General features: G+C 53.7%; 22 protein-coding genes and 1 pseudogene. All 23 read left to right on the forward strand.

What is annotated here, in order from left to right; translation table 11 throughout:
* On the forward strand, window positions 1-1,465 hold a 1,465-nt coding region (fusA, locus tag V7680_RS10305), incomplete at its 5' end, for an elongation factor G (protein WP_335653194.1).
* 152 nt (window positions 1,466-1,617) lie between these two features.
* Window positions 1,618-2,808, forward strand: coding sequence for an elongation factor Tu (gene tuf, locus V7680_RS10310; RefSeq protein WP_335653195.1), 1,191 nt, complete (start codon window positions 1,618-1,620; stop codon window positions 2,806-2,808).
* 122 nt (window positions 2,809-2,930) lie between these two features.
* Window positions 2,931-3,242, forward strand: coding sequence for a 30S ribosomal protein S10 (gene rpsJ / locus V7680_RS10315; protein ID WP_066744965.1), 312 nt, complete (start codon window positions 2,931-2,933; stop codon window positions 3,240-3,242).
* A 195-nt stretch (window positions 3,243-3,437) separates the two neighbouring features.
* A complete protein-coding gene (rplC, locus tag V7680_RS10320) occupies window positions 3,438-4,286 on the forward strand; it encodes a 50S ribosomal protein L3 (RefSeq protein WP_335653196.1) in 849 nt (282 codons plus the stop codon).
* Window positions 4,287-4,289: 3 nt separating this feature from the next.
* Entirely contained in the window at window positions 4,290-4,916 is a 627-nt protein-coding gene (gene rplD / locus V7680_RS10325; protein WP_335653197.1) for a 50S ribosomal protein L4, read from the forward strand.
* Window positions 4,909-5,217, forward strand: coding sequence for a 50S ribosomal protein L23 (locus V7680_RS10330; protein ID WP_067198324.1), 309 nt, complete (start codon window positions 4,909-4,911; stop codon window positions 5,215-5,217). The genes rplD and V7680_RS10330 overlap by 8 nt, the downstream gene beginning before the upstream one ends.
* Window positions 5,218-5,223: 6 nt before the next feature.
* Complete coding sequence (rplB, locus tag V7680_RS10335; RefSeq protein ID WP_176280097.1) at window positions 5,224-6,060, forward strand: 50S ribosomal protein L2; 837 nt, start codon at window positions 5,224-5,226, stop codon at window positions 6,058-6,060.
* A gap of 2 nt (window positions 6,061-6,062) precedes the next feature.
* Window positions 6,063-6,338: a 30S ribosomal protein S19 gene (gene rpsS / locus V7680_RS10340; RefSeq protein ID WP_335653198.1), complete on the forward strand. Its 276-nt coding sequence runs from the start codon at window positions 6,063-6,065 to the stop codon at window positions 6,336-6,338.
* Window positions 6,338-6,721, forward strand: coding sequence for a 50S ribosomal protein L22 (rplV, locus tag V7680_RS10345; protein ID WP_176280099.1), 384 nt, complete (start codon window positions 6,338-6,340; stop codon window positions 6,719-6,721). Before rpsS ends, rplV begins: the two co-directional genes overlap by 1 nt.
* A 2-nt stretch (window positions 6,722-6,723) precedes the next feature.
* Window positions 6,724-7,425: a 30S ribosomal protein S3 gene (gene rpsC / locus V7680_RS10350; protein ID WP_335653199.1), complete on the forward strand. Its 702-nt coding sequence runs from the start codon at window positions 6,724-6,726 to the stop codon at window positions 7,423-7,425.
* Between the two features lie 24 nt (window positions 7,426-7,449).
* Complete coding sequence (gene rplP / locus V7680_RS10355) at window positions 7,450-7,881, forward strand: 50S ribosomal protein L16 (RefSeq protein ID WP_176280101.1); 432 nt, start codon at window positions 7,450-7,452, stop codon at window positions 7,879-7,881.
* A 5-nt stretch (window positions 7,882-7,886) separates the two neighbouring features.
* A complete protein-coding gene (gene rpmC / locus V7680_RS10360; RefSeq protein WP_335653200.1) occupies window positions 7,887-8,105 on the forward strand; it encodes a 50S ribosomal protein L29 in 219 nt (72 codons plus the stop codon).
* A 9-nt stretch (window positions 8,106-8,114) separates the two neighbouring features.
* A pseudogene (rpsQ, locus tag V7680_RS10365) lies at window positions 8,115-8,366 on the forward strand (30S ribosomal protein S17); the annotation flags it as partial.
* Window positions 8,367-8,559: 193 nt separating this feature from the next.
* Window positions 8,560-8,928 (forward strand): 50S ribosomal protein L14, encoded by a 369-nt coding sequence (gene rplN, locus V7680_RS10370; protein ID WP_067198338.1) that lies wholly within the window; start codon window positions 8,560-8,562, stop codon window positions 8,926-8,928.
* Window positions 8,929-8,930: 2 nt separating this feature from the next.
* A complete protein-coding gene (gene rplX, locus V7680_RS10375; RefSeq protein ID WP_335653201.1) occupies window positions 8,931-9,254 on the forward strand; it encodes a 50S ribosomal protein L24 in 324 nt (107 codons plus the stop codon).
* Complete coding sequence (rplE, locus tag V7680_RS10380; RefSeq protein ID WP_335653202.1) at window positions 9,247-9,834, forward strand: 50S ribosomal protein L5; 588 nt, start codon at window positions 9,247-9,249, stop codon at window positions 9,832-9,834. Before rplX ends, rplE begins: the two co-directional genes overlap by 8 nt.
* Window positions 9,835-9,871: 37 nt before the next feature.
* Window positions 9,872-10,177 carry a 30S ribosomal protein S14 gene (gene rpsN, locus V7680_RS10385; RefSeq protein ID WP_176280104.1) on the forward strand — a complete coding sequence of 102 codons (306 nt, stop codon included), beginning with the start codon at window positions 9,872-9,874 and terminating at the stop codon, window positions 10,175-10,177.
* A gap of 12 nt (window positions 10,178-10,189) precedes the next feature.
* Window positions 10,190-10,585 carry a 30S ribosomal protein S8 gene (gene rpsH / locus V7680_RS10390; protein WP_335653203.1) on the forward strand — a complete coding sequence of 132 codons (396 nt, stop codon included), beginning with the start codon at window positions 10,190-10,192 and terminating at the stop codon, window positions 10,583-10,585.
* A gap of 2 nt (window positions 10,586-10,587) precedes the next feature.
* The gene (gene rplF, locus V7680_RS10395; protein ID WP_335653204.1) at window positions 10,588-11,121 is read left to right on the forward strand and encodes a 50S ribosomal protein L6; all 534 of its coding nucleotides are present in this window, start codon (window positions 10,588-10,590) and stop codon (window positions 11,119-11,121) included.
* Window positions 11,122-11,124: 3 nt separating this feature from the next.
* Entirely contained in the window at window positions 11,125-11,478 is a 354-nt protein-coding gene (gene rplR / locus V7680_RS10400) for a 50S ribosomal protein L18 (RefSeq protein WP_335653205.1), read from the forward strand.
* 1 nt (window position 11,479) lies between these two features.
* Complete coding sequence (gene rpsE, locus V7680_RS10405; protein ID WP_335653206.1) at window positions 11,480-12,253, forward strand: 30S ribosomal protein S5; 774 nt, start codon at window positions 11,480-11,482, stop codon at window positions 12,251-12,253.
* Between the two features lie 5 nt (window positions 12,254-12,258).
* Window positions 12,259-12,438, forward strand: coding sequence for a 50S ribosomal protein L30 (gene rpmD, locus V7680_RS10410; protein ID WP_335653207.1), 180 nt, complete (start codon window positions 12,259-12,261; stop codon window positions 12,436-12,438).
* Between the two features lie 45 nt (window positions 12,439-12,483).
* A partial coding sequence (rplO, locus tag V7680_RS10415; protein ID WP_335653208.1) for a 50S ribosomal protein L15 occupies window positions 12,484-12,696 on the forward strand: 213 nt, incomplete at its 3' end.

Here is a 12,696-nt window from a genome sequence, read left to right on the forward strand (position 1 = left end):
CCTCAAGGCGAAGGCCGAAGAGATGCGCGCCGAACTCGTCGAGCTCGCTGTCGAGCAGGACGAAGCCGTCATGGAAGCCTATCTGGAAGGCACTGAGCCGGACGAGAAGACGCTGCGCCAGCTGATCCGCAAGGGCACGCTGAACCAGAGCTTTGTACCTGTACTTTGCGGTTCCGCATTCAAGAACAAGGGTGTCCAGCCTTTGCTCGACGCCATTGTCGATTATATGCCGAGCCCGCTCGACGTTCCTGCCATTAAGGGCGTGTTGCTTGATGGCGAAACCGAAGACAGCCGTGCATCGTCCGATGACGCGCCATTCTCCGCGCTTGCCTTCAAGGTCATGAACGATCCGTTCGTGGGTACCTTGACCTTCTGCCGTATCTATTCCGGCAAGCTGGAAAAGGGCACGGTATTGAACTCGGTCAAGGACAAGAAAGAAAAAGTCGGCCGTATTCTCGAAATGCACTCCAATGACCGTAAGGACATTGACGAGGCGTTCGCTGGCGACATCGTTGCTCTGGCGGGTATGAAAACCACCACGACTGGCGATACGCTTTGCGACTCCGAGAAGCCGATCATTCTCGAGCGTATGGAATTCCCTGAACCGGTTATCGAGCTCAGCGTTGAACCGAAGACCAAAGCTGACCAGGAAAAGATGGGCGTTGCATTGAATCGCCTCGCTGCTGAAGATCCAAGCTTCCGGGTGACGACCGACCACGAATCGGGTCAGACGATCATCAAGGGCATGGGCGAGCTTCATCTCGACATTCTGGTTGACCGGATGAAGCGAGAATTCAAGGTCGAAGCCAATGTCGGCGCGCCTCAGGTTGCTTATCGCGAGTCCATCGGCAAGGCTGTCGATATTGATTACACGCATAAGAAGCAGTCCGGTGGTTCCGGTCAGTTTGCGCGTATCAAGTTCGAAGTCACTCCGGGCGAGCGTGGATCAGGCATTACCTTCAGCGATGAAGTCAAGGGCGGTAATATTCCGAAAGAATATATCCCGTCGGTCGAAAAAGGTATGCGTGAAACAGCTGAAACCGGTTCGCTGATCGGCTTCCCGATTATCGATTTCGACATTCGTGTCTATGACGGCGCTTATCATGACGTTGATAGTTCGGCGCTGGCGTTTGAAATTGCCGGTCGTGCAGCGATGCGCGAAGCGGCTCAGAAATCCGGTATCAAGCTGCTTGAACCGATCATGAAAGTTGAAGTGATCACTCCGGAAGACTATCTTGGTGATGTGATCGGCGATCTTAACTCTCGCCGCGGACAAATCCAGGGTACAGACACACGCGGTATCGCCCAGGCTGTGGACGCCATGGTGCCGCTGGCCAACATGTTCGGTTATGTGAATGAGTTGCGTTCCTTCAGTCAGGGACGTGCACAATATTCGATGCAATTCTCTCATTACGAGGAAGTGCCGAACAACGTGGCTGAAGAGATCAAGGAGAAAATGGCTTAACCGCCACTCCTTTTCGAGGTAACGCGCTTTCCTTTTGCGTTGGCCTGACGGGAAAACCGTCAGACCGGCAAAAGGGTGTTGACAGAATTAGAGAGTCTCGCCAAAGCGCGGCGCAGACTATCAAGACGATAGAAAATCAGAGGTAAAATAAAATGGCTAAAGAGAAGTTTGAGCGGAACAAGCCGCACTGCAACATCGGAACCATCGGTCATGTTGACCATGGTAAAACGACGTTGACCGCGGCGATCACCAAAGTACTTGCTGAATCCACCGGCGGTGTAGCCGTTGACTTCGCAAATATCGATAAAGCTCCTGAAGAGCGTGAGCGCGGCATCACCATTTCGACGGCCCACGTTGAATATGAAACCGAAGCCCGTCACTATGCGCACGTCGATTGCCCAGGACACGCCGATTATGTGAAAAACATGATTACCGGTGCTGCTCAGATGGATGGTGCTATTCTTGTGGTTAACGCTGCAGACGGCCCAATGCCACAGACCCGTGAGCACATCCTGCTCGCTCGTCAGGTTGGCGTTCCTGCTCTCGTTGTTTTCATGAACAAAGTCGACCAAGTCGATGATGACGAGCTTCTTGAGCTGGTTGAAATGGAAATCCGCGAACTGCTTTCCTATTATGATTTTGATGGCGATGCCATTCCTGTGATCTCCGGTTCTGCGCTGGCTGCTCTCGAAGGCCGCGACGACGAAATCGGCAAGAACAAGATTCTTGAACTGATGAAAGCTGTCGACGAAGCCATTCCACAGCCAGAACGTCCAGTCGACCAGGCTTTCCTGATGCCCATCGAAGACGTGTTCTCGATTTCCGGTCGCGGTACGGTTGTTACCGGCCGTGTTGAAACCGGCATTGTGAATGTTGGCGACGAGTGCGAAATCGTTGGTATCAAGGATACCACGAAGACCACCGTTACCGGCGTTGAAATGTTCCGCAAGCTGCTCGACTCCGGTCAGGCTGGCGACAACATTGGTGCTTTGATCCGTGGCGTTGACCGTGATTCGGTTGAACGTGGCCAGGTTCTCTGCAAGCCAGGTTCGATTACGCCACACACCGAGTTCTCGGCTGAAGTTTACGTGCTGTCGAAAGACGAAGGTGGTCGTCATACGCCTTTCTTCGCCAACTACCGTCCGCAGTTCTACTTCCGCACGACCGACGTAACCGGCGAAGTGATCCTTCCTGAAGGCACTGAAATGGTTATGCCTGGTGATAACGTCACCATCGGCGTGAAACTGATTGCTCCAATCGCTATGGATCCAGGTCTTCGCTTCGCTATTCGCGAAGGTGGGCGTACCGTTGGATCAGGGGTTGTCAGCAACGTAACAAAGTAATATAGGAACGCCTCGCTGCCCGGATCGGTGATTCGGGCAGCTAGTTTTTTCGCCGCTCCGGCCTTTTTCGTTAGAAAATCGGGGCGGTTTATTTTTGGCTCTTTGACATTGGTAACAGGTACATGGAAACGCAGAATATCCGCATCCGCTTGAAGGCATTCGACCATCGAGTTCTAGATCAAGCAACCGGCGATATCGCTGATACTGCACGTCGCACTGGCGCGCTCATCCGTGGACCGATACCTTTGCCAACGCACATAGAAAAATTTACCGTGAACCGCGGGCCGCACGTGGACAAAAAGTCCCGCGAGCAGTTCGAGGTACGGACCTATAAAAGGTTGCTCGATATCGTGCAGCCAACGCCGCAGACGGTCGATGCTTTGATGAAGCTCGACCTCGCTGCCGGTGTAAATGTCGAGATCAAACTGGCCTGAGCCAATTGATTAGCGGTGCCCGCCCAGGCGGGGATCCAGACGAACGACAGGATACCGCCGGTTTTAACCGGGCAGCGTCCTCCGTCTCGTTCCGAGAGTTTCGGAACAATACAGCCCGGACGGGGTGACGCATGACAATTTGGGCTGGCAAGCCGGACGAAATGGTTCGTTCGGCCTCTGTGAAGGAGATTGATCGTGCGTACAGGCGTGATCGCGAAGAAAATGGGGATGACCCGCTTGTTTCAAGAAGATGGTCGGCATGTGCCGGTTACCGTTCTTTCCTTGGAAGAATGTCAGGTTGTTGGAGCCCGCAATCAAGAACGTGATGGTTATTTTGCTGTCCAGCTTGGTGCCGGTGCCCGTAAAGCGAAAAATGTTAATAAGCCGCAGCGTGAAGCTTTTGCCAAGGCAGAAGTTGAGCCAAAGGCTCGTGTTGCCGAATTCCGGGTTGAGAGCGAAGAAGGCTTGCTCCCCGTTGGTGCAACCATCACCGCTGACCACTATGTTGCTGGTCAAATGGTTGATATTCAAGGTGTGACACAAGGTAAGGGTTTTGCCGGTGCCATGAAGCGTTGGGGCTTCGGTGGTATGCGTGCAACTCATGGTGTTTCCATCTCTCACCGTGCCCACGGTTCTACTGGTCAAAACCAGGATCCAGGCAAGGTGTTCAAGGGCAAGAAAATGGCCGGTCACATGGGTGCGAGAAATCGTACTCAGCAAAATCTGGAAATCGTCCGTACAGACGCCGCTCGCGGTTTGCTCTTTGTACGCGGCAGCGTTCCGGGTTCCAAGGGTGGTTGGCTTCTGGTTAAGGATGCAGTGAAAGTTGCACTTCCTGAAGGCGTTCCATTCCCGGGTGCTATGCGCCGCAATGCGGATGAAACGGCAACAGAAGAAGCGCCTGCAGGCATGATCGAAGCGGATGCAGTGATCGAAACGCCGGTTGGTCCAACCCATGCAGAAGTAGCGGAAGCGGCGGCGAAGCCAGCTGGTGAAGTTGCAGAGAAATCTGATGCTGCAGATGATGCAGGGAAGGAGGGCTAAGCCATGAAATTGAAAGTGATAACCCTCGACGCAAAGGCCAAGGGCGACATCGAATTGAACGATGACGTGTTCGGTATCGAAGCGCGCGCAGATATTCTTCACCGTGTCGTCAACTGGCAGCGTGAAAAAGCTCGCGGAACGGCCCGTCCGACCCGCGAACGTTCAGACGTTGCCCGCACCGGTAAGAAATTCGGCAATCAAAAAGGCGGCGGTACTGCTCGTCATGGCGATCGTCGTGCTCCTATCTTCATCGGTGGTGGTAAAGCCCACGGTGCTCGCAAGCGTGACTTCAACCCGTCGCTGAACAAGAAAGTTCGCGCTTTGGGTCTGAAAATGGCGCTGAGCGACAAGCTGAAGAACGAAAACTTGATCGTGCTTGAAAATATCGATCTGAAGGAAGCCAAAACACAGGCGCTTCTGGCCCAGATCGCAAAGCTCGGTTTCGGCAAATCAGCTCTGATCATGGACGGTGATAATGTGAATGAGGCTTTCTCGAAGGCTTCGAACAACATTCCGCGCGTTAATGTGATGCCAGCAGCTGGTGCCAATGTTTATGACATTTTGAACCATGAAACCCTGGTGCTGACGCGCGCAGCGGTAGAAAAGCTGGAGGCGCGCTTCAATGGCTAAAAAAGAAGCAGTCGATATTCGTCATTATGACGTAATTGTCGGCCCGCATATCACCGAAAAATCGACCTTGCTCAGCGAACATAACGCTGTGGTGTTCAAAGTAGCGAACACTGCAACCAAGCCGCAGATCAAGGCCGCCATCGAGGCGTTGTTTGATGTCAAAGTCAAAAACGTCAACACGCTGGTGCAGAAGGGCAAGACCAAAAAGTGGAAGGGTCGCCCTTACACACGCAATGACATCAAGAAGGCTGTTGTCACCTTGGCCGAAGGCCAGACCATTGACATCACCACGGGAGTTTAAGGGCACATGGCATTAAAATCCTATAAACCGACAAGCCCCGCCCGGCGTGGTCTTATCCTGGTCGACAAGAGCGGCCTCTGGAAAGGCAAGCCTGTCAAGAAGCTTGTCGAAGGCAAGAACAAGACGGGTGGCCGGAATAACAAAGGCCATGTTACCTCGCGCGGCATCGCTGGCGGTCACAAGCAACGTTATCGTCTGATCGATTTCAAGCGGCGCAAGTGGGATATGGCGGCTACGGTCGAGCGGATCGAATATGATCCCAACCGCACTGCCTTTATCGCGCTGTTGAAATATGAAGATGGCGAATTGGCCTATATAATTGCACCGCAGCGTCTCGACGTTGGCGACAGCGTGATTGCCGGTCACAAGACCGACGTAAAGCCAGGCAACGCGATGCTGTTGTCGCAGATGCCGGTCGGTACGATCGTTCACAATGTCGAAATGAAGCCAGGCAAGGGCGGCCAGATCGCTCGTTCAGCCGGTGCTTATGTCCAGATTGTCGGTCGTGATCGCGGCATGATCATTGTTCGCCTCAAGAGCGGCGAGCAACGTTACCTGCGCTCCGATTGCATGGCGACCGTTGGCGCGGTTTCCAACCCGGACAATTCGAACCAGAATTTCGGCAAGGCAGGCCGCACCCGCTGGAAGGGACGTCGTCCTCTTACCCGCGGTGTTGCAAAGAACCCAGTCGATCACCCGCATGGTGGTGGTGAAGGCCGGACTTCCGGTGGTCGTCATCCAGTGACGCCATGGGGCAAGCCAACCAAGGGTGCTCGTACCCGCAGCAACAAATCGACTGACAAGATGATCATCCGGTCGCGTCACGCGAAGAAGAAGAGGTAAGCATGGCTCGTTCCATCAAAAAAGGTCCATTTGTTGACCTCCACTTGCTGAAAAAAGCGCAGACTGCGCAGGAAAACAGTGTTCGTACACCGATCAAGACCTGGTCGCGTCGTTCCACCGTATTGCCTGACTTCGTCGGCCTGACCTTCAGCGTTTACAACGGCATGAAATTCATCCCGGTTTCGGTGAATGAAGACATGGTCGGTCACAAGCTCGGCGAGTTTGCGCCAACGCGCAGCTATTACGGTCACGGCGCTGACAAAAAAGGCAAGAAATAATGGGTAAGGCATCATCACCCCGCCGCGTTGGCGACAATGAAGCTTTGGCTGTAGGCAATTCCATTCGTGGTTCTGCCCAGAAGCTGAACTTGGTTGCTCAACTGATCCGTGGCCACAAGGCTGGCGACGCGCTGAACATCCTTTCCTTCTCCAAGAAGGCGATGGCGAAAGACGTCAGCAAGGTTCTGGCTTCGGCTATCGCCAATGCCGAGAATAATCACAATCTGGATGTCGATGCTTTGATCGTTCACGAAGCGAGCGTCGGCAAGTCAATCACGATGAAGCGTTGGAAAGCGCGTGCTCGTGGTCGTTCAGCCAAGATTATCAAGCCATTTAGCCGCGTTCGCATTGTCGTGCGCGAGCATGAAGAGGAAGAGGCGTAACCATGGGTCAAAAGAGTAATCCTATCGGGCTTCGCCTGCAGATCAACCGGACCTGGGATAGTCGCTGGTATGCGGAAGGTTCCAATTACGGCGATCTCTTGATGGAAGACATCAAGATGCGCAAATTTATCTTTAAAGAGCTGCCACAGGCAGCGATTTCAAAGGTCGTCATCGAACGTCCGGCCAAGAATTGCCGCGTTTCTATCTATGCTGCCCGTCCTGGTGTGATCATCGGGAAAAAAGGCGCGGATATTGAAAAGCTGCGTCGCAAGCTGAGCGAAATGACTTCGAGCGATGTTTCGTTGAACATCGTCGAAATTCGCAAGCCGGAAGTTGATGCGAAACTGGTAGCACAGGGCATTGGCGATCAGCTGATCCGCCGTGTAGCTTTCCGGCGCGCCATGAAGCGTGCAGTGCAATCTGCATTGCGCCTTGGTGCCGAAGGTATTAAAATTGTTTGTGGTGGTCGTTTGGGCGGCGCGGAAATCGCGCGGGTTGAATGGTATCGCGAAGGCCGCGTGCCGCTCCATACGCTGCGCGCCAATATCGACTATGCCGAGTATGAAGCGCTGACCGCTTACGGCATCATCGGTATCAAGGTCTGGATTTTCAAAGGCGAAATATTGGGTCACGATCCAATGGCCCAGGATCGGTTGAATGTGGAAGCACAGACTTCCGGCGTCCGTCCGCAGCATCAACGTTGATTTTTGAGGAATAGGTAGAGCATCATGCTGCAACCCAAGAAACATAAATTCCGCAAGGCCTTCAAAGGTCGGATTAAAGGTAAAGCGCCAGGCGGCGCAACTCTGAACTTTGGTAGCTATGGCCTCAAAGCCATGGAGCCAGACCGGATTACCGCCCGTCAGATCGAAGCGGCTCGCCGCGCGATCACGCGTCACATCAAACGTCAAGGCCGGTTGTGGATCCGGATTTTCCCTGACGTGCCAGTATCCAAAAAACCTGCCGAAGTTCGTCAGGGTAAGGGTAAGGGCTCGGTAGAATATTGGGCTGCTCGGGTTAAACCAGGTCGGATTTTGTTCGAACTGGACGGAGTTCCCGGACCGATAGCAGCGGTCGCTTTCGAGCGGGCAGCGATGAAGCTCCCGATCAAGACAAAGGTTGTGGCCCGCCTCGGCGATACGTCACATCTGGAAGGTTAAGGTAGATGAGCATTAAAACAGAAGATTTGCGGACCAAAACCGACGATGAACTCGGGGCGGAACTGGGCGAACTGAAGCGCGAGGCATTTAACCTGCGTTTCCAGGCTGCGACCAACCAGCTCGAGAAACCAAGCCGGACGCGGGAAGTGCGTCGCACAATCGCCCGGATCAAAACTTTGCAGGCCGAGCGTGTAAACGCGGCGACCGCAGAATCTAAGGCGTAAGGAACCGATATGCCAAAACGTATTCTCACCGGCACGGTTGTGTCAGACAAGGGCGACAAGACTGTTGTCGTCAATGTCGAACGCAAGGTGAAGCACCCGCTTTACGGTAAAATTATCCGGCGCTCGAAAAAATATCATGCGCATGATGAAAACAACGAGATCAGCATGGGTGAAACCGTGCGTATCGAAGAAACGCGTCCGATTTCCAAGTTGAAGACCTGGAAAGTTCTGGAGCGGGTCGGCGCAGCAGCCGGTGTCGCAACACCGACCGTTAGCGAGATTACCGCAAGCGATCCGAAAGACGAAAAGGTCAAGGCGCCAGTGAAGCCACAAGCTGAACCAGTTGCCGAAGAAAAGACCGCTGACGAATAAAATTAGAATATCCCGGTAGCTACCGGGATGACGACGTAGGAAACGCCCGGTTAGCCGGGTTTATGAAGAAGGAATTGGATCCATGATCCAGATGCAATCGAACCTGGAGGTCGCTGACAATAGCGGAGCCAAACGCGTGCAGTGCATCAAGGTGCTGGGCGGCTCGAAGCGTCGCTTTGCCGGCGTTGGCGACATCATTGTTGTGTCGATCAAGGAAGCTGCTCCACGCGGTAAGGTCAAAAAGGGCGACGTTCACCGCGCTGTGATCGTGCGTACCAAGAAAGACATTCGTCGCAAGGACGGATCGGTCATTCGCTTTGACAGCAATGCAGCGGTTCTGGTGAACAACAACCAGGAGCCAATTGGCACCCGTATTTTTGGCCCCGTGGTTCGTGAACTGCGTGCGAAAAAGCATATGAAAATCATCAGCCTTGCGCCGGAGGTAATTTAATCATGGCCAACGCAAAAATCAAAAAAGGCGACACCGTTGTTGTTCTGTCCGGTAAGGACAAGGGCAAGTCGGGTGAAGTCAGCAAAGTGATGCCGAAGGATGGCAAGCTCATCGTTTCGGGTATCAATATTGCTATTCGTCACCGTAAGCCGACCCAAGCAAACCCTCAGGGTGGCCTGGAGCGGCGCGAAGCAGCGATGCACATCAGCAAAGTGGCTCTGGCTGACCCTAAAGACGGCAAGCCAACGCGGGTCCGATTTGAAAAGACAGAAGACGGAAAGATGCAGCGTTTCGCTGTAAAGTCCGGGGAGAAGGTCGATGGCTGATAAAAAATATATCCCGCGCATGCGCACAAAATATGACGCGGAAATCGTCAAAGCGATGCAGGAAAAGTTTAACTATTCCAACCACATGGAAGTTCCTCGGATCTCGATGATCACGATTAACATGGGTGTGGGCGAAGGCAGTCAGGACAAGAAAAAAGTCGCGACTGCTGCCAAGGAAATGGAATTGATCGCTGGTCAGAAGCCAGTGATAACCAAGGCGAAAAACTCGATCGCAACGTTCAAGTTGCGTGAAGGCATGCCGATTGGTTGCAAAGTAAATCTGCGCCGGGAACGGATGTATGAATTTATTGATCGTCTGGTCACGGTAGCAATGCCGCGGATCCGAGATTTCCGCGGTTTGAATCCGAAAAGCTTTGACGGCCGTGGTAATTTCGCCATGGGTCTGAAAGAGCAGATCATTTTCCCGGAAATCGCCTATGACAACATCGACGTTGTACGCGGCATGGACGTGATCGTGACGACAACAGCAAAAACTGACGACGAGGCGCGTGCGCTTCTGGCATTATTTGGTTTCCCGTTCCCTAAAGAGGAACAATCGGAAGAAAAAGAAGCCGCGTGAGCGCGCTTCATAATACGGAAGGACGAGAACTTAAGTCATGGCGAAACTGAGTTCCATTAACAGAAACGAAAAACGCAAACGGATGGTGAAAAAATACGCCGGCCGTTATGCGAAATTGAAGGCTATGGCAGCAGACCAGTCTCTTGATGAGACGGAACGTCTGATGGCACGCCTCAAGATGGCGGAAATACCGCGCAATGCGAATCCAACCCGCGTGCGCAACCGCTGTGAAACCACAGGACGGCCGCGCGGTTATTACCGCAAGTTCCGCCTGTGCCGCATCGAGCTGAGAGACATGGCCAACAAAGGTCTGATTCCCGGCGTAACGAAATCAAGCTGGTAAGGGAGAGATAATATGGCTTTTACCGATCCCTTGGGTGACATGCTCACCCGTATCCGTAACGGACAACAGGCACGCAAGGACAGCGTAGTAACGCCTGCGTCCAAACTGCGCGGTGCCGTCCTCGAAGTGTTGCAACGCGAAGGTTATATTCGCGGCTACAGCGAAGAAGAGGTCAACAAGCACCCCGGTCTGCGGATCGAACTGAAATATTTTGAAGGCGAGCCGGCTATCCGCCACGTGGCTCGCGTTTCAAAGCCTGGCCGTCGTGTCTATCGCGGATCGGAAGATCTGCCACGGGTACGCAACGGCCTCGGCATAACAATCGTATCGACGCCCAAAGGTGTTTTGTCTGACGCAGAAGCGCGTCATGCAAAGGTCGGCGGCGAAGTACTGGCTGAGGTATTCTAATCATGTCCCGTATTGGCAAAAAATCAGTAGCTATTCCGGACGGCGTCACCGCTGTGATGGAAGATGGTCTGGTCAAGATCAAAGGACCCAAGGGCGAACTTACGACCCCGATGTCTGAAGACCTGACCTATGAACTGGGCGACGGCGGTTTGCGGGTTATGCCAGCAAACAAGTCGAAAACCGCACGTGCCTTCTGGGGCATGCAGCGCACCTTGGTTCAGAACTTGGTCGATGGCGTAACCGCCGGGTTCACCAAAGTTCTGGAAATCAATGGCGTTGGTTATCGTGCAGCAGCACAGGGTAAGAACCTCAACCTGCAACTCGGTTACAGTCATGACGTCAACTTTGCGATCCCAGACGGTATCGACATCAAGACGCCTGACCAGACGACAATCGAAATTTCCGGCATGGACAAACAGCAAGTTGGCCAGGTCGCTGCTGAAATACGGCGCTGGCGCAAGCCTGAGCCGTATAAAGGCAAGGGTATTAAATATCGCGGCGAATATATTTTCCGCAAAGAAGGGAAGAAGAAATAAGCCATGGCGAATATTTCTCAGTTCAAACGGCGCCAGCAACGCGTTCGCAGCAAATTGCGGAAGCGCGGGCTCTCAAAGCCTCGTTTGTCCGTGCATCGCACGAGCCGGCATATCTATGCTCAGGTTATCGACGATGCCGAGGGCAAAACACTGGCTTCCGCTTCGACCATCGACAAAGCGTCATCAGTCAAGACCGGCGCGGATAGCAATGCTGCCGCCGATGTTGGCAAGCGCGTTGCCGAAGCAGCCAAAAAGGCTGGCGTTAAAGAAGTAATTTTTGACCGTGGCGGGTTCCTGTTTCACGGACGTGTGAAGGCTCTGGCCGACGCAGCACGTGAAGGCGGATTGGAGTTTTAATATGGCCGAAGAGAACACAACACCAGACGGCGCTGCAAAGCCAGGCACGACCGGTGAAGGCAATCAGCCAGCAGCTGCAGTAGCAGCTGAAGCGAAAACCGGTGGCGCTCCCGATCGTCCAGCACGCGGCGGAAACCGTGGCGGCGGCGGTGGCAACCGTGATAACCGTGGTGGCGGTCGCGACAATCGCGGTGGCGGACGCAATAATAACCGTGGTGGCCGTGGCAATAATGACGGCGGTGAAGAGCTGATCGAGAAATTGGTCCACATCAACCGTGTTTCGAAGACTGTTAAGGGCGGTAAGCGCTTCGGTTTCGCAGCATTGGTCGTGGTTGGCGACGGCAAAGGCCGGGCTGGCTTCGGTAAGGGCAAGGCGCGCGAAGTGCCTGAAGCCATTACCAAGGCAACCGCAGCAGCGAAAAAAGGCATGGTTCGTGTCCCGCTTCGTGAAGGTCGTACCCTGCACCATGACGGCACTGGCAAATTTGGCGCCGGTAACGTGACTGTCCGTTCGGCACCTGCCGGTACCGGTATTATTGCTGGTGGCCCAATGCGTGCTGTTTTCGAAAGTCTCGGCGTCTCCGACGTTGTGACCAAGTCTAACGGTACAGCCAATCCTTATAACATGATCCGCGCAACTTTTGCCGCACTGGCAGATCAGTCGAGCCCGAAATCCGTGTCCCAGCGACGCGGCAAGAAAGTCACTGACCTGCTTGCACGTGCTGGCGGTTCGGCTGCTGAAGTGGCAGCAGATGCCGCGGCAGTTACGGAGTAATTTAGATGGCTAAAGTTAAAATCAAGCAGATTGGTTCGCCGATCCGTCGTCCAGAAGTTCAGCGTAAAACGTTGATCGGTCTGGGTCTTAACAAGATGCACCGCGTGTCCGAGCTGGAAGATACAGCTGAAGTCCGCGGCATGATCAAAAAAGTACACCATCTGGTGGAGGTTGTTGAAGGGTAACACCCGACACTTCCGTGCGAATAAAAGCGAAAGCGAGTACAAGACATGAAATTAAACGAACTTAGAGATAATGACGGCGCGCGCAAATCACGCATGCGCGTCGGTCGGGGCATCGGCTCGGGCAAAGGCAAAACCGCCGGGCGTGGCCAAAAAGGTCAGAAATCCCGTTCCGGTGTAGCAATCAAAGGCTTTGAAGGCGGCCAAATGCCGCTCCACATGCGTCTTCCAAAACGTGGTTTCAACAACCCGTTCGGAACA

This window comes from Parasphingorhabdus sp., assembly GCF_036963705.1.
In the GTDB taxonomy this organism is placed as follows: Bacteria; Pseudomonadota; Alphaproteobacteria; order Sphingomonadales; family Sphingomonadaceae; genus Parasphingorhabdus.